This is a genomic window from Rhizobium sp. FG96 (assembly GCF_057808655.1).
On record NZ_JBMDIL010000013.1, the window covers coordinates 159,688 to 177,118 of the forward strand.

The following is a 17,431-nucleotide window of genomic DNA, read 5'->3' on the forward strand; positions in this document are numbered from 1 at the left end:
AAAACAGCCAGTGCGCCGCCCTCGCACTGGCTGTTTTATTTTGTCCACACACAGTGCCGTCTTGGGGAGTAGAGCGCCCGGTCAGGCGCGCTTCAGGATTTCGAATTCGGTCTCGGGGATCAGCAATGTATATTCGATGCGGCCGGGTGTCAGCTTGAGCACTGCCTTGCCGTTCATCGATGAGGGCACGACGCGCTCGAGCACGGTCTTGCCGAAGCTGTTTTCGCTGAATTCGTGAACTTCCGTCCTGTTCGGCAGGGCCTCCGCCCAGGTCACTTCGATTGCCTTCCTGCCGTTGAGTTCAGCTTCGCGGCAGTTGAGCGTGATCGAGGCCGCACCGCCGGCAATGGCGCCGAAGGACGCGGAGTTGACGATCAGTTCGTGCAGCGCCAGGCCGAGATGGACGGCGGCATTGGGTGTCATATGGGCGTTGATGCCGAAGATCGGCATGGTGCCGGCGGTCTCCGGCCAGTAGGGGGCGAACTGCTTTTCGGCGAGCTCGAAGAGATAGGCGCCGCGCCAGCTGGAATCGGTGATCAGGTCCTGCGAATTGGAGAGCGACTGCAGGCGGCCGCGGAATTTCACCAGGAAACCATCGAGCGACAGCGTGTTGCGCGCCGTCTGCGTGGCAATGCCCTGGATGATGGCGAGCAGGTTTTTCGAGCGGTGCGAGAGTTCGCGCAGCAGCGACTTCAGCACCTTTTCGCGGTGACGGGTCTCGGTGACTTCGGAGAGGACCGAGAGAATGCCGTAAGTGCCGCCTTCGGCGACGCGCTGGACCTTGAGCTCGTAGCTGCGCATCTCGCCGTCGACATTGACCTCGACTTCGGCCGTCGTCGGCGCGCCGCCTTCGAGAACCTTAAGCTTCAGGGCGTGGAGATATTCGCCGTAAGCCAGGCCGAAGAGGTCGGCATCGGTCGCGCCGGGTCTGAAGAGATGCTGGAAATGAGCGGGCAGGTTCTCGGCGTAAGCGATTGCGAGCTGGGAGTCCTGAAAGAGAATCGAAATTCCGGCACTGCGAAGCGCCCGTTCCATCATCACGGCTTTGCCATCCATATGGGAGGCATTGCCGATTAATGGTTTCATCGTAGTCACCAAGCCGCCTTTCCTTATCCGTCTGGTGCAGCTGGAAAGAGGTTGCCAATTCAGCCGGTCCGTCCGCCGGTCAGTTTATGACCAAGCGTTGCAGAAACAGTTAAAGCTCCCGAAGCGCGCCAGTCAGGCTGGAACGCTTCGGCTTTTGCTTTGTTCCGTTATCCGGAAAACCCTTTTCAGGCGGCAACCTTGGTCGATTCATTGAAGAACAGCGCTTGGCTGATCAATGCCTTGACCATGTCGGGATTGAAGGGCTTCGTAACAAGGAACGTCGGTTCCGGACGTTCGCCGGTCAGCAGACGTTCGGGGAAGGCGGTGATGAAGATCACCGGTACGCTTGAGGTCTTCAGAATGTCGTTGACCGCATCGATGCCCGAGCTGCCGTCGGCAAGCTGGATGTCGGCAAGAACCATGCTCGGCTTGGTCTTGTTGTAGAGCGCGACGGCTTCCGTGTGGGTGCGGGCGATGCCGGTGACCTTGTGGCCAAGGCTTTCGACCATCTGCTCGATATCCATGGCGATCAGCGGTTCATCTTCGATGATCATGATGTCGGTCGCGACCTGGCGGGAGATTTCCTGCGAAGCGGTGTCGAGCAGGCTCATGACTTCCTTTTCCTCGACGTCGAGGATCAGGGCGATCTCGCCGACGCGGAAGTTCTCGACCGATGCGAGGATGAAGGCCTGGCGTGCCGCCGGCGAAACCTTGGCGAGGTTCACTGTCGCGCGCTGTTCCCATGCATAAGGCGAGGCCGGCTCGGGAATCTGGACTGCGGTGGAACCAAAAAGTTCGGTGAACAGTTTGTAGAGCGCGACGCGGTCGTTAGCGGTATCCGGGAAAATGGATATGTCGGCGATGATCGCTTCAAGCACTGCGGCAACATATGCATCGCCAGATGTCTGAGTGCCGGTGAGAGCGCGGGAATAGCGACGCAGATAAGGAAGGTGCGGCGCAATTCGAGTTGAAAGTGTCATTAATAACTCCCGTCTATAGGCCGGTAACTGGCTCTAATGGGTCAGAAACGTGAGACTATTAAAAAAGTTCCGGACAGTGCGGAACTTTTTTCAGGCGCCCGCATTATCCTGCCGACGAATAAGGGCATGCCGGTTTGAAGAATGTCATCTGCAGCGTTGCGGCATCAACTGTCCCCGGGACGGTCGGTGCTTTCCGTGTCTGCACCAAGACCTCGGGCGGCCCCTCACAACAGAGAGACAACAGACGAGAAGTGACGAGTTAATGACAACACAGCAGAACGAAGAGAGAGATCAACAACGGCTGGATGTGCGGGCGGGCGACATACTCGATCCCAACAACCAGATCGGCGTCAAATTGCGGTCGCTTTACGCTGCCGTCCAGGACGAAGCGATCCCGGACCGTTTTCTCGATCTGCTCGAAAAGCTCGACCAGGCCGAGATGATGGCTTCGGCCAAGATGGCGGAATAAGGTGGGCCCATGGAACAAGCGCAACCAAGCTTCAAGCGCGAACTCCTGGCAGCTCTGCCGAGCCTTCGCGCATTCGCAATCTCGCTGATCGGCCGCCACGACCGCGCGGATGATCTCGTGCAAGACACCATCATGAAGGCATGGGCCAAGCAGGACCACTTCGAGATGGGCACCAACATGAAGGCATGGCTCTTCACCATCCTGCGCAACGAGCTTTACAGCCAGATGCGCAAGAGCGGCCGCGAAATCCAGGACAGCGATGGCCTGTTCACCGAATCCATGGCGATGCACCCGTCGCAATACGGCGCGCTCGACCTGCAGGATTTCAAGAAGGCGCTTGAGCAGCTGCCGCCGGACCAGCGTGAAGCGATCATCCTGGTCGGTGCATCGGGCTTCTCTTACGAAGAGGCAGCCGAAATCTGCGAATGCGCTGTCGGCACGATCAAGAGCCGTGTCAACCGCGCCCGCCAGCGCCTCCAGGAGCTGCTGCAGATCTCGGGCGAGGCCGATTTCGGACCGGACGCGACATCCGCGCCGCTGACATCAAAGGCCTTCGCCTTCTAACCAAGGAATACTTGGGAGGAAAAAGCCGGCTGCCCCTCGTGGGCGCCGGCTTTTTTGTTTGTGGGGGAGTTTTCTGGGGCAGTGGGCGTAGCCCCCTCATCCGGCTGCCGCCACCGTCTCCCCGAGGGGAGAAGGGGAATGCCGCGCCGCCTCCGTCCCTTCTCCCCAGCGGGGAGAAGGTGGCCCGGTAGGGCTGGATGAGGGGGCTCTGGGCGCTGACGGTCAGCTATATTAGTCCCGCTTGGAGCCAACCAGGGTGGAGGCAACCAGTGCAGCCAGTACGCCCGCGGTCAACAACGGCTGCGAGCGAAGAAGGCCGATGCCGGCCGCTGCTGCGGATTCAAGCGCCAGGCGGCGCTCTTCAACGCGGCGCTTCTCCTGCGCATTGAGGATCGCCATGACGATAAGCGCGATGACGGCAATGAGCACTGCGCAGGCGGCGAGGAAGAGGGCGGCGCCGACCGGGCCGTAGATGCCCGCAAGCCAGATGGCACCCGCGGTCACCGCCAGCGCATAGGCTGTCAGCAGGAAAAGCGCGGCGATCGCAATGAAAATACCGTTGCGCTTGGTCCGCGCAACGGTACGGTGAACGCTGTTTCCCACCAGCATGCTGAGGATCGGGAAGAGCATCGAGCCTCCTAGCGGCGGGCGAGGAGGGCGAGCACGAGGCCGAAGGCGGCGGCCGCGCCGATCGTGGCGACCGGATGCTTGCGCACTGTGTCGCGGACTTCGCTGGCGCCGCGCAGATAGCCATCCTGCAGGTCGCGCAGCAGATCTTCGCTGCGGCCGACCAGCTCGTCGTAACCGGCAGAGGCCTGATAGCGGATCTTGTCGGACTGGCGGCGGGAATTCTTGGCGGCGATCTTGGTCAGCGCCTCGATCTCGTCGCGCAGATGCTCGATCTGGTCTTCGATCGTGCTCTCGATGCTGTGGAGCGTGCCGTTGCCCTTGCGGGAGCCGCGAACGGACTGGAGGATGGATGAAGCCATGATTTTTCTCCATGCTTTTGGGCGAACGGAAGCGCCGCCTGTTTAAACGCAGGTCAAGACCATTGCTGTTGGGAGAGTGCCCCGGCCATGACCCAAATCATCGACACGGAGAACGCGAATGGCGCGGAAAGGTTCCCTGCAGGAGCTCAGAGAGCGCTATGCGCCAGCACGAACGGCGTGCCATCAGCCGGCACCTGGTTGATGCGCAGCGCGCAGCCGAAGACGGAGCGCATGTTGTCGTCCGTCAGCACGTCTCGGACGCTGCCGGCCGCCGCCAGCCGCCCGGATTTCATCAGCACGATCTGATCGGCAAAGAGGGCCGTCAGGTTGAGATCGTGCATGACGGCGATGACGCCGCCGCCGGCTTCGCAGAACTGGCGCGCAAGCCGCATGATCGTCAGCTGATGGCTGATGTCGAGGCTGGAGACCGGTTCGTCGAGCAGCAGCCAGCAGGGCTTGCCGTGGGCGATCGGCTCGGCGATCTGGCAGAGGACGCGGGCGAGCTGGACGCGCTGCTGCTCGCCGCCGGAGAGTTCCTGATAGTAGCGGCCCTCGAAGCCGTGCAGGTCGACGGCGCCAAGGGCGCGGGCCGCAGTTTCCTCGGCTTTTTCGGGATGAAGATTGACGCCCGTGGTCAGGCCCATGCGGACGATTTCGCGGACGGTGAAGGGGAAGGAGATGGCGCTTGCCTGCGGAAGGACCCCGCGGATGGCGGCGAGCTTCCAGGGCGCCATGTCGCGCACTTCGGCGCCGTTGATCTTCACCGACCCCCTGGCGGCAAGCTCGCCGGAGACGGCTTTCATCGTCGTCGTCTTGCCGGAGCCGTTGGGACCAGCGATTGCCGTCAGCTCGCCGGCACGGGCCGTGAAGCTGACGCCGTGGACGATGGTCTTGCCCGACAGATCGACGGAAACATTGGAAAGCTCGATCATGGATGCGTTCTCAGAGGGCAAGCCGCGAGCGCTGGCGCAGCAGGATCCACAGGAAGAAGGGACCGCCGACAGCCGCGGTGATGATGCCGATCGGCAGTTCGGCCGGGGCGACGATGGTGCGCGCCAAGACGTCGGCAAAGATCAGCAGCGAACCGCCGAGCAGGGCGGAGGCGGGCAGCAGGTAGCGGTGATCGGGGCCGATCACCATGCGCAGCACATGTGGCACGACGATGCCGACGAACCCGATGCCGCCGCTGACGGCGACCGAGGCGCCGGTGGCGGCCGCGACGGTAACGATTGCGATATTCTTCAAGCGCTGAACCGGTACGCCCATGTGGAAGGCGGCGGCCTCGCCAAGCGTGATGGCGTTGAGGCCGCGGGCCATGAATGGGAGGACGACGAAGGAGAGCAGGATGATCGGCGCTGCTGCCGCGATCTTCATCCAGGTGGCGCCGGAGAGCGAGCCCATGCCCCAGAAGGTGAGGTCGCGCAGCTGCTGATCGTTCGCCATGTAGGTCAGAAGGCCGGTCAGGGCGCCTGTGAGAGCGCCGAGCGCGATGCCTGCGAGCAGCATGGTCCCGATCGAGGTCTGGCCGTTGCTGGTGGCGACCCTGTAAAGCAGCAGCGTGGTGGCGAGACCGCCGCCGAAGGCTGCGAGCGGCAGGGCATAGATGCCGAGCAGATTGAACAGCGGCATGGCGATGCCGCCGCCGAGCACGATCATGACCACGGCGCCGAAACCGGCGCCGGAGGAGACGCCGACGAGGCCGGGATCGGCGAGCGGATTGCGAAACAGGCCCTGCATCACCGCACCGGAGACGGCGAGCGAACCGCCGACCAGGAAGCCGAGAATGGCGCGCGGCATGCGGATATCGAAGATGATGATCCGGTCGCGCATGGTGAGCGCATCGGCCTGGCCGCCGAGATTGGCGATGACATCGAACATCGAAGCGTCCGATGCGCCGGTCGTTACCGAAAACAGCAGCGAGAAGACCGAGCCGACGACGAGCAGGGCGATGACCAGGACCGCGAGGCGGGCGCGATCGCCCGCCTGCTGCCGTTCGCGCAGCGCCGTGATCGAGAAGAGGGAGCGTCTTTCACCCGCCATCGCATCCTGCATTGCCATGTCAGCCGCCGTAGATCGCGGCGTTCAGTTCGCGCACCGCACTTGCCGTGCGCGGGCCGAAGCCGAGAAGATGCAGGCCGTCCATGCGGATGACCGCCTTGTTCTGGGCGGCGGGCGTCAGCGCGATCGCCGGCTGCTTGAAAAGATCGTCATTGGCTGCCGCATGGCCGCCCTCGCGGTCCATCATCAGGATCACGTCCGGTTTCGCCTCGATGATCGCCTCGTCGGTCAGCGGCTTGTAGCCCGGGAAGGTGCCAACGGCGTTGACGGCGCCTGCGAGGCTGATGATCCCGTCGGCGGCCGTGCCGGTGCCCGAGGCCATGATCTTTCCGCCCTGGGCGCTGAGGATGAAGAGCACGCGCTTGCGCTCGCCTTCCGGGCGCTTCTCGGCATCGGCGATCGCCGCGTCGAGATCGGCGCCGACCTTGGCTTCAAGCGCCTTGGCCTTGTCCTCGACGCCGAGCAGGGTGCCGACGCGATCGATCTTCTTCAGGATGCCTTCGCGGTCATAGGTGTTCGGCACGGTCTCGAAGGGAACGCTGGCGTTCTTCAGAACGGTCAGCGCTTCCGGCGGGCCGGCGCCCTCGACGGCGATGATCGCCGACGGGTTAACGGCGAGAATGCCTTCCGGCGAGAGCGCCCGCATGTAGCCGACGTCAGGCAGGTTCATCGCCGCTTCGGGATACATGCTGGTCGAGTCGCGGGCGATGATGCGGCCTTCTTCGCCGAGCGCATAGATGATCTCGGTGACATCGCCGCCGACGGAGACGACTCGCGAGGTGTCGAGCTTCTTCGGCTCGGCGGCATGGGCAGAGCGGACGAAGGAATAGCCGGGCGTGGCGACCGGCGACGGGATGAGCGGCAGGGCCATGACGGCCGCCGTCAGCGCCAGTTCCCAGAGGCGGATGCGGCGCAGGCTGGAGGGCATCTTCATCACCATGCTCCTTATGCGGCGACGCTTGCGGCGCGCGGCAGGTTCTCGATGATCTCGCGCCAGTCGCTGCGCTCGTCGGTGCCTTCCTTCCGCTTGCCGAAGAACTGGATGATCATCTCGCCCTTGGCATCGTAGGCTTCGAGCGAGGTGACATGGCCGTCCTTTGTCGGCTTGCGTACGGCCCAGGCCTCGGCGATGTGGTCCTGGCGCAGATGCAGGTGGAAGGTCGGGTCCATAATGTTGATCCACGGACCCATCGGCTGGACGTTGAAGATCGGGCCGGAATGGATCTGGACGATACCGTTATTGGCGACGAAGCACATGATCGGCAGGCCGGATTTCACCGAAGCGTGCAGCAGATCTGCCGTTGCCGAGGGATCGAGCTTCCAGGCGTAGTCGTCGCCGACAGTGCGCACGGCTGCCTGGCGGCCGATCTTCAGCTTGCGCAGCATGCCAAAGAATTCGTGGGTGTCGGTGAGCTTGCTCCAGTTGTCGCGCAGTTCGTCGCGGCTGACATCGCCGGTTTCATCTGCGCCGAAGCTTGCTTCCTGCTCGACGAATTCCTGCGACTGGTCCTCGAGCTTCAGCTCGGCGACGATGGCGTGATAGGCCTCGACATTGGACGACGGACGCAGGTGGACCTTATGGACCGCATTGCCGGTCTTGTCGAAATACTGGAGGCTGAGGCGCTCGGTATCGCCATCCTTCTTGGTGACCGCGAAGGCATGCGCCCAGCGGCTCGGGAAGACGCGCAGGTCGATATTCTCGCCGAGAACGATGGCGTTGTGCTGGCCGGTGGTGATGTTCTCGTAGAAGCCGATCTTCTCGTGCACGGCGCTTTCGTTGCGCGACAGAGCCATGACTTCGCCGAGGCTGGCGACGCGCTCCAAAAGCTTGTTGGCGCTGGCATCGATGCGGGTGGCGGAAATGCCGACTTCGGCGGCAACGAGGGCAGCCTCGGAGATCTTCAGCTGAGCAGCGATATCGCGCTCGCGCATCTTCGGATTCTCGGCGCGAAACGCACGAATTTCGGCCGGTGCCGGTCTGGTGTTCTCGGTCATGTTCTACCCTTACTTATTGAGAATGAGCTTGCCCTGACGGGTAATTTTCATGCGATAGACCACGCCCTCATGCCGGATCATGATCTCGTTCGCGCCGCGGAAGATGTCTCCGCTTTCGATCGTGCGCACTTCCGCCGCGTCTTTGACGAACGGCGCATGCTTAAAGGTGTCAGGCTTTTCAACCATCATTTCGGTTGGCAATTTCCGCTTGTGCCGCGGCTTGTTTTCCCGCGGCTCCGATACATTTATCTTGACTTTCATAGTCAGCATTTTTTAAAGACGCAATAGAAGAGTTATCAACTCAAGTTTTCGAAATCGCATGGAGAAGTGATGATGGCGGCACGCAGTTTTGCAGCGCTCGTGGCAGGCGGATTGATCGCGGCGGGAAGCGTTTTTCCGGCTTACGCGCAGGACGCCGCTGCTGCTGCTCCGGCCGCTCCCGCCAATGCTCTCGAGGTCGAGCTGAATGCGCTGGCGCCCTCGCAGAAGGGCTGCATGATGACCTTCGTGGCGCTGAACAAGCTGGCGGCCCCGGTCAACAAGATCTCCTTCGAGCTCGCCTTCTTCAACGACAAGAATGCCGTCGACAAGATTACCGTTCTCGACTTCCGCGATCTGCCGCAGGGCAAGAAGCGCGTGCGCCAGTTCGACATCCCGAACGTCAAGTGCGAGGCGGTGACCCGCATCCTGATCAACGACACGCCGGTCTGCGATGGCCCGGCTGCCGGCGAATGCATGAAGGGTCTGGTGACCCGGTCGCAGATTTCGGTTCCCTTCGAAGGGTAATGAATGCGCCGGGGATGAACCCCGGCGAGGCTTCAGTTTCCAACTGGCCGGGGCAGGCACATGGTAGTTTCAGCGAAATCCCAGTCACGGCAGGTGTTCTTTGCCGATCAGGAAGAGGGCGGGTCGAACGACAACCTGCCCGGCCTGCATCCCGGCCATGAAATGCCGGAGCTGCGCAACGCACCGCGCCAGCCCGCCGCCGAAGCCGTCGTCCACTATGCCCGCTTCGCCCAGATCGGCTCCTTCCCCGAGCATGCCAAGGGACCGAAAGCCGATGCCGCCGATGCGCCGGCAATGGATACGTCTGCGATCGAGAAGCAGGATGCGGCGGTCAAGCCCGTCAAGCGCAATGTCGTTGCGGCCTGCCTGACCTCATTTGCATTTCATGCGATCGTCTTCACCGCGCTTGCCATTGGTTTCGTTGTGACGCCGCATCAGCCGGAGGAAGAGGCTGGCGAGGCCGTCAGCGTCATCATTCTCGGCGATTCCGAAGCCGACCAGGCCTCGGCTGGTGATCCCGACCTGCAGGTCGAGCCGCAGCCCGAGGAAGTGGTGGCGGAAAGCGTGCAGCCGGAAACGGTTCAGCCAACGGAAGTGCAGCCGACTGAGGTGCAGCCCACGGAAACGGTGGAGGCCCAGCCGGTACAGCCGACACAGGAGGTAACCCGCGTTTCGCCGGAGACGGTGACTGCTGCCGAGCCCGAAGTGCTGACCTCCAACGTTCCGGCCGAAACATCCGTCGTCCAGCCGATGGCGACCGAAGTGCCGGAAGAGGTGAAGCCCGTGGAGCGGACGGAGGTGGCGCAAGCTGTGCCGGAGGCTATCCAGCCCGAGGAAGCGCCGACCCCGACGCCGAAGCCCAAGGCGGTGCCGCCGGTGGAGAAGCCGAAGGCCGAGAAGAAAGAGCCGCCGAAGAAGGTGGTGAAAAAGGTTGCCGGTTCGCAGGGCGAGAACAAGCAGGACTCGCGCCGCGGTGCCAATGACGGACAGGAAACGGCCAATTCCGACCAGAATTCGCGTTCGGCCGGTAGCTCCGGCGGGGCAGGCAGCGCTGCCGTCGCCAACTATCCGGGCAAGGTGCAGTCGCGCATCCGCCGCGCCGTGAGGGTGCCGTCGGAATACAAGCGCATGAGCGCCTCGATGAATGTTCGCGTAAGGTTGACGATCGGCGGCGACGGCTCGCTGACCGGCCTTTCGGTTGCCCGCAGCTCCGGTATTCCCGAGCTCGATCAGGCGGTTGTCTCTGGCGTTCAGCGGGCGTCTCCGTTCCCGCCGCTGCCGTCCGAATGGGGCAAGCCGAGCTGGACCTTTACCCAGGAAGTCCAGGTCACCGGCCGCTGAAATAAATATGACCAAAAGAGTCAACTTTATACTTTACTCTAAAAATCAAGTTTAATAAGGTCCCGCTTGCACACTGGAATCGTGTGACGATCAACGAGCGAACGGGTGGTAAATGGCTCGGAAGGCGAAGAAGGGATCCAACCGGGAAATCCGCGTCAGCGCGGATGCGGCAGCCGAGGCGCAGCCGTCGGGACGGTCCAAATTGGATGGCCGCAGTTTTCTCTATGTCGGCGGCCGGGATTGCCAGGTGGCACATCTTCGCGAGATCGCCAGCAGCTTCGGCGCCGAGCTCATCCATCATGACGGCGGCTTGCGCGAAGCGGTTTCCCGCATCGATACCGTTCTTCCCTCCGTCGACTGCGTGTTCTGCCCGATCGACTGTATCAGCCATGATGCCTGCGTGCGCGTGAAGACCGGCTGCAAGAAATTCGGCAAGGCCTTCATTCCGCTGCGCAGCGGCAGCAAGTCCAGCCTCGAGCGGGCCTTGAACACGATGAACGAACGAGACAATTCCCGATGAAAGACCAGCGCCCCGAGGGCTTCACGATGATCGGCCTGCACAAGCTCGCCGCACAGAATGGCGACGGCCTTGTGCCCGAGCTCTACGACCTGCTGATGAAGAATGCCGAGCGCGAGGCGCAGGCGGATAACGTCACCGAATTTCCCTATTGGGAGACGAGGATGCCGGGTGTCGAGCCGGAAAGGCCGCTCGGCCGCGAGGCTGCAAACGGCAACAACATCGTTGCCTTCGCCGCGCCGGTGCGCAAAAGCCGGAAGCGCTGAGGAGCCCGCATGTATATCGCAATGAACCGCTTCAAGGTTTCCAACGGTTTGGAAGCCGAATTCGAGGACGTCTGGCGCAACCGCGATTCCAGCCTGTCGCAGGTGCCCGGCTTCGTCGAATTCCGGCTGCTGCGCGGCAAGGCGAATGCGGAAGAGGGCTATACGCTGTTTTCCTCGCATACGCTGTGGGCGAGCGAGGAGGACTTCCTCAACTGGACGAAATCCGAGAATTTTCGCGCTGCCCATCGCAATGCGGGCGACCGCAAGGCGATGTACAAGGGGTCGCCGGTTTTCGAGGGTTTCAACGTGGTCGAGGGCATCTGAGCGATGGAAGACCCGCAGCGCGTCGAAGTCATTCCGATCCTGCCGTCTCTCGATATGGCGGAGACACTTGCCTTCTACCGCGATGAGCTGGGCTTTGCCGCGACCTACGAGACGGCGGATTATCTGATTGTCCGGCGCCAGGAGATGGAGCTGCATTTCCGGCTGACGGACGACCGCTCGCTCTGCGAACGCAGCTCCGTCTATATCCGCGGTGGGCGGATCGGCGCGCTGCATCAGGAATATTCCGGCAAGGGCGTGCCGCGCCTCAGCGCCCTCGAACTGCGCCCCTGGAACATGGAAGAGTTCTTCATCCACGATCCGCACGCCAACCTGCTGCGCTTCGCGCGCATTCCCGGCCGCTGAGTTCTGCCGACGACTGGGGTCCCACTGCGACCCCCGGGGTCCTTCTGCGACCCCTGGCCGCAATGAGCGGCGGCGAGGACGCGCTATGGTTTGGCCCATCGCCCGTGCTATCGTCATGATATGACGAAGCCTGTCCTATCCCTGCAACTTTTCTCGCTGCGCGAACTCGGATCGCTCGACGCCCAGCTTTCCGCGGCCGCGAAGGCCGGCTTCCAGTCCGTCGAGCCGCTCGGACATCAGTTGCAGGATGCAGCGGCGCTGAGCGAAGCGCTTGTGCGCCACGGCCTGACCTCTCCTACCGCCCATATCGGCCTCGAATTTCTGCAGAGCGAGCCGGCCCAGGTTGCCGATGCCTGCCGCGCCTGCGGCATCAGGGAGCTCTTCGTGCCGCAATCGGCCACCTTCCTGCCGCCGGAGACGACGGGCGGCTGGCAGCGCCTCGGCGCCGAACTCGGCCGTCTCGCGGAGCGCTATGCGGCAGACGGTATTTCGATCGGCTATCACAACAAGATGGCGGGTTTCTCGCTGCTGCCGACGGCGCGCTACGGCTTCGAGGTGATGTTCGAGGCAGCACGCGGCACGCCGCTCGTCTGGCAGGCCGATATCGCCTGGATTTCGCGGGCCGGCGTCAACCCGGCCGACTGGCTGCACCGCTACGCCAAGGTTCTGGTCTCCGCCCATGTGAAGGACCGCGCGCCTGAAGGCGCCAATGCCGACGAGGACGGCTGGGCCGATGTCGGCGCCGGCACGCTGATGTGGCCGTCGCTCTGGCGGCTGGCGCTGGCGAACGGGGCGCGGACGCTGGTGGTCGAGCACGACAGCCCGAAGCGGCCGTTTGAATTTGCGCAGACGAGTTTTGCCTATCTCAGCCGGTTTATGGCGCATTCGTGAAGGGGTGGGGTGCTCGTCACAGGGGTGAGGGAGGAGAAGGCGCTCGTTCACGTAACAGTTAGCCGCACCGCAAATATGGCCGGCGCATCGGTTTCGAATGTCAGAGCCAGCAGCCCCCTCATCCGGCTGCCGCCACCTTCTCCCCGAGGGGAGAAGGGATGTGTGGCGGCCGCCCGGCTCGACCGTCTTGCTCTGGAGGTGAGATGGGAGGGGTAGCGCGTTCCGTGGCGTTGACCGTGCTGGCGAAGGCGCGGAAGCCCAGCCCCAATCGCGACTTTCCCCTCTCCCCGACGGGGAGAGGGCTAGGGTGAGGGGGCCGCGGGCTCGACACTATCCGCCCGCCACTCTCAGAGCTCCAGCACCATCCCCACACGCCGCCCGGCATCCATACCGTTGGCGATCTCACCCTCCAGGATCGCCCACAAACCCGCGGGCATGTCAGCGGGTTCTTCAAACCCCATCGACCGGTAGAACTGATAATTGAACACGACAAAGCGGTCCGTCGTCAGCATCGCCGCCGACAGCTCACGCGCCCGCGCAATATCGATCGCCGCCAGCATCAGCGACCGGCCGATGCCCTTGCCGTGGAGGTGCCTGATCACGTCGACCTCGGCGATATAGAACATGCCGTCGATCTCCTCTGCGGCAAGGAAACCAACCGCCACATCACCGCCGTCCGCTGCAACGAGTAGCAGGCCGTCCGCCAGGTAAGCGCCGAGCTGCTGCAGCGAGAGCGGATGCGGCTCGCCCGGGAAGGGGACGCCGGCGTCGATGAGTGCGCCTGCGGCATCCATCTCGATGGCGCGGAGCGTTTCGAGCTCGCTCTCGCGTGCCGGGCGGATCGTCGTGGCGGTCATCGGGCCGGGCGGCGCAGGAAGCCGCCGATGGCGATCGCCAGCCAGCCGAGCATCATCGCCCAGCCGCCTGTTGGCGCCGCATAGGGGAAGAGGCCGTGGCCGGCGAAACGCAGCGAGACGAGGTCGCCGGAAAAGAGGGCGGTGCCCAGAATCATCAGCAAACCGGCCAGCCAGGCGGTTTTCAGCTTCTCGCCTGCGAGCGCCACGCCGAGCAAGGCGGGTGCGTGTGCCAGGCACATGGCGGAGGCCGAGGCGGCGAGGCTGGCATCGCCGCCGCCATGGGCGGCGACGGCGGCAAGGCCGACACCGGCGACGCCGAAGAGGCCGGCGAACAGGAAGAAGAGAGGTGCGATGCGGTGATTGTCGAGCATGCGCTCTATTCCTTGTTCTGCATGTGGAAGGCGAGCCGTTCGATCGGCGGCCAGATGATCTCGCGGAGTTTCGGATTGGCGATCGTCTCGTCCATCGCCCGGCGGAAGCAGAGCAGCCACTCGTCGCGTTCGACCGGGCCGATCTGCGCAACAAAATGGCGGCTGCGCAGGCGCGGATGGCCGCGCTTGTCGGTATAGAGCGGCGGGCCGCCGAGATATCCGGTCAGATATTCGTAGAATTTCTCTTCGCTGCCCTGAAGGCTCGGCGGGTGAACGGCCCGCACATGCCTTGCCTCCGGCAGCGTATCCATCAGCTCGTAGAAGCGGTGCGACAGCGCCTTTACCGTGTCGTCGCCACCGATCGCCTGATAGAGCGTGATTACCTCTTCAGCCACTGAACCATCCCTTGATACCCCGCATCTGTCATGCAACGGACAGGCGGCGAGCGCAACCTGACGGCTCCAAGGCGCGGCAATTCGCCCGGATGCCCGCATTCGCGGACACTTCCCCCGATTTTGATTGACAAAACCGTCCAGCCGGTATTTTTAGTGATCATGGCACTCGCACATCACCGCAAGAAACAACCCGAACTCGTCCGCCGGCAGCTGCTGGATGTCGCCGCGCGTCTGGCGACGGAGAATGGCATGGCGTCTGTGACGCTTGATGCGGTCTCCGGCGCGTCCGGCGTCAGCAAGGGCGGGCTGCTGCATCATTTCCCGACGAAGAATGCGCTGCTCGATGCCTTGTTTGAAAGCCTGCTCGAGCGGTTCGATGCCGATATCGAGGAGCGGATGCGGGTCGATCCTGTTTCGCATGGCCGCTTCACGCGCGCCTATCTGCTGGCTGTCGCCGATATCCAGGACGACCGCGAGGACTCGCGTCACTGGGCGCAGGTGACGATCGCCATGCTCGCCGAGCCGCGGCTTCGCCAGCGCTGGCGCGAATGGGTGCAGGCGCGGGCCGATGAATATGTCGGCACCGACTCCTCCGTCGATGCGCAGATCGTCCGCTTTGCGGCGGATGGGCTCTGGCTTTCGGATACGACGGAGAGCCACGATCTCGGCCCCGCCGAGCGCCGGGCGCTGATTGCGCGCCTCGCCGAACTGACCAAGCGATAATTCCAGGATTGAAGACCATGAACCCGGCTGCCGTCTATGCGCTGCTTTTCCTCGCGATCGTGCTCGAAGTCATCGGCACGACGGCGCTGCAGATGTCGCAGCAGTTCACGAAGCTGCTGCCAACTGCTGTGGTCGTCATCTGCTATGCGGCGGCCTTCTATGTGCTGTCGCTGACACTGAAATCGATCCCCGTCGGCATCGCCTATGCGATTTGGAGCGCTTTGGGAATCGTGCTGATTTCGGCCGTCGGGCTCATCTGTTTCAAGCAGCGCCTCGACCTTCCGGCGATGATCGGCCTCGGTCTCATCATCACCGGCGTGCTCGTCGTCAATCTCTTCTCCAAGTCCGTTTCGCACTGATTTCATTAGGGTTTGTGCGTATTCCTGCGCCGCATCACCGCGCGGAATTTTCCCCTTTGTCAAATTGCGGCCAAAGGTCTATGTCTTCTTGTGACTTGGAGGAGGCACGGCGCAGTTTTGGGCATTTTCCCAAAGCGCTTTGAATTCTTCTCGACCTGCCAGTTTTGACAACCCCGAAAGCCTAGAGGAGCACCAGCATGGCCATTCGTACCGTCGTCTGGGGAGAGAATATTCACGAGAATACCAACGAGATCGTCAGGGGGATCTACCCGGAGGGCATGCACACGACGATTGCCAAGGCGCTGAACAGCGACCCCGGCATCAATGCGACGACTGCAACGCTGCAGGAGGCCGAACATGGCTTGCCGCAGTCGCGGCTCGACGAGACCGACGTGCTGCTGTGGTGGGGCCACAAGGATCACGGCGCCGTTTCCGACGAGATCGTCGAGCGCGTTGCCAAGCGCGTCTGGGAGGGCATGGGCCTGATCGTTCTGCATTCCGGCCATTTCTCGAAGATTTTCAAGCGGCTGATGGGCACGCCCTGCGCGTTGAAATGGCGTGAGGCGGGCGAGCGCGAGCGGCTGTGGGTCATCAATCCGCGCCATCCGATCGCGGCCGGTCTCGACGAGAATTTCGTGCTCGAGAACGAAGAGATGTATGGCGAGCAGTTTTCGGTTCCCGAGCCGCTGGAAACGGTGTTCATCTCCTGGTTCCAGGGTGGCGAAGTGTTCCGCTCGGGCATGACCTGGCGCCGCGGCGCCGGCAACATCTTCTATTTCCGCCCGGGCCACGAAACCTACCCGACCTATCACGATGCCAACGTCAAGAAGGTGCTTATCAACGGCGTTAAATGGGCCCATAACCCGGCCGGCGCGTTGACTGCCATCCACGATGCTCCAAATGTGCCGGTTGAGAAGGCACTGGAGCCGATCGAAGAACGCGGCCCAAGATTGCACCAGGCCGGCGAAGCCGGTTACCGCTGAGGAGCATCCATGCGACTACTCGTTCTCGGAACGGGCGTGATGGCGAAGAACCAGCTCGACCACTTTACCCGCATTGACGGCGTGGAAGTGGTCGGCGCTGTCGATACCGACACCGTCCGCCTTGCGGCCTTCGCCGACAAGTTCAACATCGAAAAGCGTTTCCTGACCCTCGACGAGGCGATCGCCTGGGGCGAATTCGACGCGGCGACCAATGTCACGCCTGACAGGATCCACCACCCGACGACCATGGCGCTGATTGCGGCGGGCAAGCATGTCTTCTGTGAAAAACCGCTGGCGGAGAATTATCCGAAGGCGCTGGAGATGACGGAAGCCGCCGAGGCGGCCGGTGTCATCAACATGGTGAACCTCACCTATCGTAATGTCGCGCCGCTACAGCGCGCCCGCGAAATGGTTCTGTCGGGCGAGCTCGGCACGATCAAGCATGTGGAAGCGTCCTATCTGCAGAGCTGGCTGGTGTCGCGCGCCTGGGGCGACTGGCGCACGGAATCGACCTGGCTCTGGCGCCTGTCGACCGGCCACGGCTCGAACGGCGTGCTCGGCGATGTCGGCATCCACATTCTCGACTTCGCGGCCTATGGCGCGGCGACCGATATCGACCATGTCTTTGCCCGCCTGAAGACCTTCAACAAGGCGCCGGGCGGCCAGATCGGCGAATATATGCTGGATGCCAATGACAGCTTCACCATGTCGGTCGATTTCGCCAATGGTGCGCTCGGCGTCGTCCATGCCAGCCGCTGGGCGACGGGGCATCTGAACGAGCTGAAACTGCGCATCTATGGCGAGCGCGGCAGCCTGGAGGTCAACCACAATCCGAACGGCTCGTCGCTGCGCGGCTGCCTTGGAGACGATGTGGAGACGGCGACCTGGAGCGATATCGAGGTTCCCGCCGTGCCGACCAACTACCAGCGCTTCGCCGAAGCGGTGATGACAGGCGTCCAGCCCGATCCGAACTTCCGCCATGCCGCCAACCTTCAGAAGGTGATCGACCTCTCCGTCGTTACCGAGCGGGAACGGCGCGAGCTGAAGGTGTAATTTTCGGGGGCCGCAGCCTTGCTGTTGCGGCCCCTGCATCCCCCCGGCTGAATCCGTTTCT

General features: G+C 62.9%; 25 protein-coding genes. 13 read left to right on the forward strand and 12 right to left on the reverse strand.

The window, feature by feature from the left end; translation table 11 throughout:
• Positions 1 to 81: 81 nt before the first annotated feature.
• Entirely contained in the window at positions 82 to 1,086 is a 1,005-nt protein-coding gene (locus ACODR6_RS24125; RefSeq protein WP_246777445.1) for a sensor histidine kinase, read from the reverse strand.
• Between the two features lie 185 nt (positions 1,087 to 1,271).
• Positions 1,272 to 2,066, reverse strand: a complete 795-nt coding sequence (locus tag ACODR6_RS24130; RefSeq protein ID WP_130283921.1) for a response regulator — start codon at positions 2,064 to 2,066, stop codon at positions 1,272 to 1,274.
• 262 nt (positions 2,067 to 2,328) lie between these two features.
• Between ACODR6_RS24130 and ACODR6_RS24135 the strand changes: the two genes are divergently transcribed.
• Together ACODR6_RS24135 and ACODR6_RS24140 are read left to right on the forward strand one after the other, a co-directional pair.
• Entirely contained in the window at positions 2,329 to 2,535 is a 207-nt protein-coding gene (locus ACODR6_RS24135; protein WP_112711386.1) for a NepR family anti-sigma factor, read from the forward strand.
• Between the two features lie 9 nt (positions 2,536 to 2,544).
• The gene (locus ACODR6_RS24140; protein ID WP_112711385.1) at positions 2,545 to 3,099 is read left to right on the forward strand and encodes an RNA polymerase sigma factor; all 555 of its coding nucleotides are present in this window, start codon (positions 2,545 to 2,547) and stop codon (positions 3,097 to 3,099) included.
• Between the two features lie 231 nt (positions 3,100 to 3,330).
• Here the strand turns inward: ACODR6_RS24140 and ACODR6_RS24145 are convergent, their stop codons facing one another.
• The 7 genes from ACODR6_RS24145 to hemP form a co-directional block, all read right to left on the reverse strand.
• Complete coding sequence (locus ACODR6_RS24145; RefSeq protein ID WP_112711384.1) at positions 3,331 to 3,729, reverse strand: hypothetical protein; 399 nt, start codon at positions 3,727 to 3,729, stop codon at positions 3,331 to 3,333.
• Between the two features lie 8 nt (positions 3,730 to 3,737).
• Positions 3,738 to 4,088 carry an ElaB/YgaM/YqjD family protein gene (locus ACODR6_RS24150; RefSeq protein WP_112711383.1) on the reverse strand — a complete coding sequence of 117 codons (351 nt, stop codon included), beginning with the start codon at positions 4,086 to 4,088 and terminating at the stop codon, positions 3,738 to 3,740.
• A 146-nt stretch (positions 4,089 to 4,234) separates the two neighbouring features.
• A complete protein-coding gene (locus ACODR6_RS24155) occupies positions 4,235 to 5,041 on the reverse strand; it encodes a heme ABC transporter ATP-binding protein (protein WP_489024845.1) in 807 nt (268 codons plus the stop codon).
• Positions 5,031 to 6,146, reverse strand: coding sequence for a FecCD family ABC transporter permease (locus ACODR6_RS24160; RefSeq protein ID WP_203428216.1), 1,116 nt, complete (start codon positions 6,144 to 6,146; stop codon positions 5,031 to 5,033). Before ACODR6_RS24160 ends, ACODR6_RS24155 begins: the two co-directional genes overlap by 11 nt.
• Position 6,147: 1 nt before the next feature.
• Positions 6,148 to 7,080, reverse strand: coding sequence for a heme/hemin ABC transporter substrate-binding protein (locus tag ACODR6_RS24165; protein WP_489024847.1), 933 nt, complete (start codon positions 7,078 to 7,080; stop codon positions 6,148 to 6,150).
• 11 nt (positions 7,081 to 7,091) lie between these two features.
• Complete coding sequence (locus ACODR6_RS24170; RefSeq protein ID WP_489024849.1) at positions 7,092 to 8,141, reverse strand: hemin-degrading factor; 1,050 nt, start codon at positions 8,139 to 8,141, stop codon at positions 7,092 to 7,094.
• 9 nt (positions 8,142 to 8,150) lie between these two features.
• Positions 8,151 to 8,330 (reverse strand): hemin uptake protein HemP, encoded by a 180-nt coding sequence (gene hemP / locus ACODR6_RS24175; protein ID WP_112711378.1) that lies wholly within the window; start codon positions 8,328 to 8,330, stop codon positions 8,151 to 8,153.
• Positions 8,331 to 8,471: 141 nt separating this feature from the next.
• Between hemP and ACODR6_RS24180 the strand changes: the two genes are divergently transcribed.
• From ACODR6_RS24180 to ACODR6_RS24210, 7 genes are all read left to right on the forward strand, one after another.
• Positions 8,472 to 8,927 (forward strand): hypothetical protein, encoded by a 456-nt coding sequence (locus tag ACODR6_RS24180; RefSeq protein WP_489024851.1) that lies wholly within the window; start codon positions 8,472 to 8,474, stop codon positions 8,925 to 8,927.
• Positions 8,928 to 8,987: 60 nt separating this feature from the next.
• Complete coding sequence (locus ACODR6_RS24185; protein WP_203428219.1) at positions 8,988 to 10,268, forward strand: energy transducer TonB family protein; 1,281 nt, start codon at positions 8,988 to 8,990, stop codon at positions 10,266 to 10,268.
• Positions 10,269 to 10,380: 112 nt separating this feature from the next.
• Complete coding sequence (locus tag ACODR6_RS24190) at positions 10,381 to 10,788, forward strand: DUF2325 domain-containing protein (protein ID WP_112711375.1); 408 nt, start codon at positions 10,381 to 10,383, stop codon at positions 10,786 to 10,788.
• Entirely contained in the window at positions 10,785 to 11,051 is a 267-nt protein-coding gene (locus ACODR6_RS24195; protein WP_489024854.1) for a hypothetical protein, read from the forward strand. The genes ACODR6_RS24190 and ACODR6_RS24195 overlap by 4 nt, the downstream gene beginning before the upstream one ends.
• Positions 11,052 to 11,060: 9 nt before the next feature.
• On the forward strand, positions 11,061 to 11,375 hold the full coding sequence (gene hmuQ, locus ACODR6_RS24200) for a heme-degrading protein HmuQ (protein WP_489024855.1): 315 nt from the start codon (positions 11,061 to 11,063) through the stop codon (positions 11,373 to 11,375).
• Between the two features lie 3 nt (positions 11,376 to 11,378).
• Positions 11,379 to 11,738: a bleomycin resistance protein gene (locus ACODR6_RS24205; RefSeq protein WP_489024857.1), complete on the forward strand. Its 360-nt coding sequence runs from the start codon at positions 11,379 to 11,381 to the stop codon at positions 11,736 to 11,738.
• Between the two features lie 120 nt (positions 11,739 to 11,858).
• Positions 11,859 to 12,629: a sugar phosphate isomerase/epimerase family protein gene (locus tag ACODR6_RS24210; protein WP_203428222.1), complete on the forward strand. Its 771-nt coding sequence runs from the start codon at positions 11,859 to 11,861 to the stop codon at positions 12,627 to 12,629.
• Between the two features lie 347 nt (positions 12,630 to 12,976).
• Here the strand turns inward: ACODR6_RS24210 and ACODR6_RS24215 are convergent, their stop codons facing one another.
• The 3 genes from ACODR6_RS24215 to ACODR6_RS24225 are packed head-to-tail and all read right to left on the reverse strand — an operon-like array spanning position 12,977 to position 14,252.
• Entirely contained in the window at positions 12,977 to 13,486 is a 510-nt protein-coding gene (locus ACODR6_RS24215; protein WP_489024859.1) for a GNAT family N-acetyltransferase, read from the reverse strand.
• The gene (locus ACODR6_RS24220) at positions 13,483 to 13,857 is read right to left on the reverse strand and encodes a DUF423 domain-containing protein (RefSeq protein WP_489024861.1); all 375 of its coding nucleotides are present in this window, start codon (positions 13,855 to 13,857) and stop codon (positions 13,483 to 13,485) included. Before ACODR6_RS24220 ends, ACODR6_RS24215 begins: the two co-directional genes overlap by 4 nt.
• 5 nt (positions 13,858 to 13,862) lie before the next feature.
• Positions 13,863 to 14,252: a group II truncated hemoglobin gene (locus tag ACODR6_RS24225; protein WP_489024863.1), complete on the reverse strand. Its 390-nt coding sequence runs from the start codon at positions 14,250 to 14,252 to the stop codon at positions 13,863 to 13,865.
• A 159-nt stretch (positions 14,253 to 14,411) separates the two neighbouring features.
• On the opposite strand from ACODR6_RS24225, the gene ACODR6_RS24230 reads away from it, so the two are divergent.
• The 4 genes from ACODR6_RS24230 (at position 14,412) to ACODR6_RS24245 (ending at position 17,370) form a co-directional block, all read left to right on the forward strand.
• Positions 14,412 to 14,975: a TetR/AcrR family transcriptional regulator gene (locus ACODR6_RS24230; protein WP_489024865.1), complete on the forward strand. Its 564-nt coding sequence runs from the start codon at positions 14,412 to 14,414 to the stop codon at positions 14,973 to 14,975.
• Between the two features lie 17 nt (positions 14,976 to 14,992).
• Entirely contained in the window at positions 14,993 to 15,334 is a 342-nt protein-coding gene (locus tag ACODR6_RS24235; protein ID WP_489024867.1) for an SMR family transporter, read from the forward strand.
• Positions 15,335 to 15,531: 197 nt separating this feature from the next.
• Positions 15,532 to 16,317 carry a ThuA domain-containing protein gene (locus ACODR6_RS24240; RefSeq protein ID WP_130283894.1) on the forward strand — a complete coding sequence of 262 codons (786 nt, stop codon included), beginning with the start codon at positions 15,532 to 15,534 and terminating at the stop codon, positions 16,315 to 16,317.
• Between the two features lie 9 nt (positions 16,318 to 16,326).
• Positions 16,327 to 17,370, forward strand: a complete 1,044-nt coding sequence (locus ACODR6_RS24245; protein ID WP_130283893.1) for a Gfo/Idh/MocA family protein — start codon at positions 16,327 to 16,329, stop codon at positions 17,368 to 17,370.
• Positions 17,371 to 17,431 lie beyond the last annotated feature (61 nt).

Excerpts from the sequence above, each read along its gene's own strand:
- ACODR6_RS24145 (WP_112711384.1), bottom strand. The coding sequence starts at position 3,729 with ATGCTCTTCCCGATCCTCAGCATGCTGGTGGGAAACAGCGTTCACCGT.
- ACODR6_RS24160 (WP_203428216.1), bottom strand. The coding sequence starts at position 6,146 with ATGGCAATGCAGGATGCGATGGCGGGTGAAAGACGCTCCCTCTTCTCG.
- ACODR6_RS24245 (WP_130283893.1), top strand. The coding sequence starts at position 16,327 with ATGCGACTACTCGTTCTCGGAACGGGCGTGATGGCGAAGAACCAGCTC.
- ACODR6_RS24180 (WP_489024851.1), top strand. The coding sequence starts at position 8,472 with ATGATGGCGGCACGCAGTTTTGCAGCGCTCGTGGCAGGCGGATTGATC.
- ACODR6_RS24140 (WP_112711385.1), top strand. The coding sequence starts at position 2,545 with ATGGAACAAGCGCAACCAAGCTTCAAGCGCGAACTCCTGGCAGCTCTG.
- ACODR6_RS24165 (WP_489024847.1), bottom strand. The coding sequence starts at position 7,080 with ATGAAGATGCCCTCCAGCCTGCGCCGCATCCGCCTCTGGGAACTGGCG.
- ACODR6_RS24135 (WP_112711386.1), top strand. The coding sequence starts at position 2,329 with ATGACAACACAGCAGAACGAAGAGAGAGATCAACAACGGCTGGATGTG.
- hemP (WP_112711378.1), bottom strand. The coding sequence starts at position 8,330 with ATGATGGTTGAAAAGCCTGACACCTTTAAGCATGCGCCGTTCGTCAAA.
- hmuQ (WP_489024855.1), top strand. The coding sequence starts at position 11,061 with ATGTATATCGCAATGAACCGCTTCAAGGTTTCCAACGGTTTGGAAGCC.
- ACODR6_RS24205 (WP_489024857.1), top strand. The coding sequence starts at position 11,379 with ATGGAAGACCCGCAGCGCGTCGAAGTCATTCCGATCCTGCCGTCTCTC.
- ACODR6_RS24235 (WP_489024867.1), top strand. The coding sequence starts at position 14,993 with ATGAACCCGGCTGCCGTCTATGCGCTGCTTTTCCTCGCGATCGTGCTC.
- ACODR6_RS24125 (WP_246777445.1), bottom strand. The coding sequence starts at position 1,086 with ATGAAACCATTAATCGGCAATGCCTCCCATATGGATGGCAAAGCCGTG.
- ACODR6_RS24215 (WP_489024859.1), bottom strand. The coding sequence starts at position 13,486 with ATGACCGCCACGACGATCCGCCCGGCACGCGAGAGCGAGCTCGAAACG.
- ACODR6_RS24150 (WP_112711383.1), bottom strand. The coding sequence starts at position 4,088 with ATGGCTTCATCCATCCTCCAGTCCGTTCGCGGCTCCCGCAAGGGCAAC.
- ACODR6_RS24210 (WP_203428222.1), top strand. The coding sequence starts at position 11,859 with ATGACGAAGCCTGTCCTATCCCTGCAACTTTTCTCGCTGCGCGAACTC.
- ACODR6_RS24130 (WP_130283921.1), bottom strand. The coding sequence starts at position 2,066 with ATGACACTTTCAACTCGAATTGCGCCGCACCTTCCTTATCTGCGTCGC.
- ACODR6_RS24240 (WP_130283894.1), top strand. The coding sequence starts at position 15,532 with ATGGCCATTCGTACCGTCGTCTGGGGAGAGAATATTCACGAGAATACC.
- ACODR6_RS24195 (WP_489024854.1), top strand. The coding sequence starts at position 10,785 with ATGAAAGACCAGCGCCCCGAGGGCTTCACGATGATCGGCCTGCACAAG.
- ACODR6_RS24170 (WP_489024849.1), bottom strand. The coding sequence starts at position 8,141 with ATGACCGAGAACACCAGACCGGCACCGGCCGAAATTCGTGCGTTTCGC.
- ACODR6_RS24185 (WP_203428219.1), top strand. The coding sequence starts at position 8,988 with ATGGTAGTTTCAGCGAAATCCCAGTCACGGCAGGTGTTCTTTGCCGAT.
- ACODR6_RS24190 (WP_112711375.1), top strand. The coding sequence starts at position 10,381 with ATGGCTCGGAAGGCGAAGAAGGGATCCAACCGGGAAATCCGCGTCAGC.
- ACODR6_RS24220 (WP_489024861.1), bottom strand. The coding sequence starts at position 13,857 with ATGCTCGACAATCACCGCATCGCACCTCTCTTCTTCCTGTTCGCCGGC.
- ACODR6_RS24230 (WP_489024865.1), top strand. The coding sequence starts at position 14,412 with ATGGCACTCGCACATCACCGCAAGAAACAACCCGAACTCGTCCGCCGG.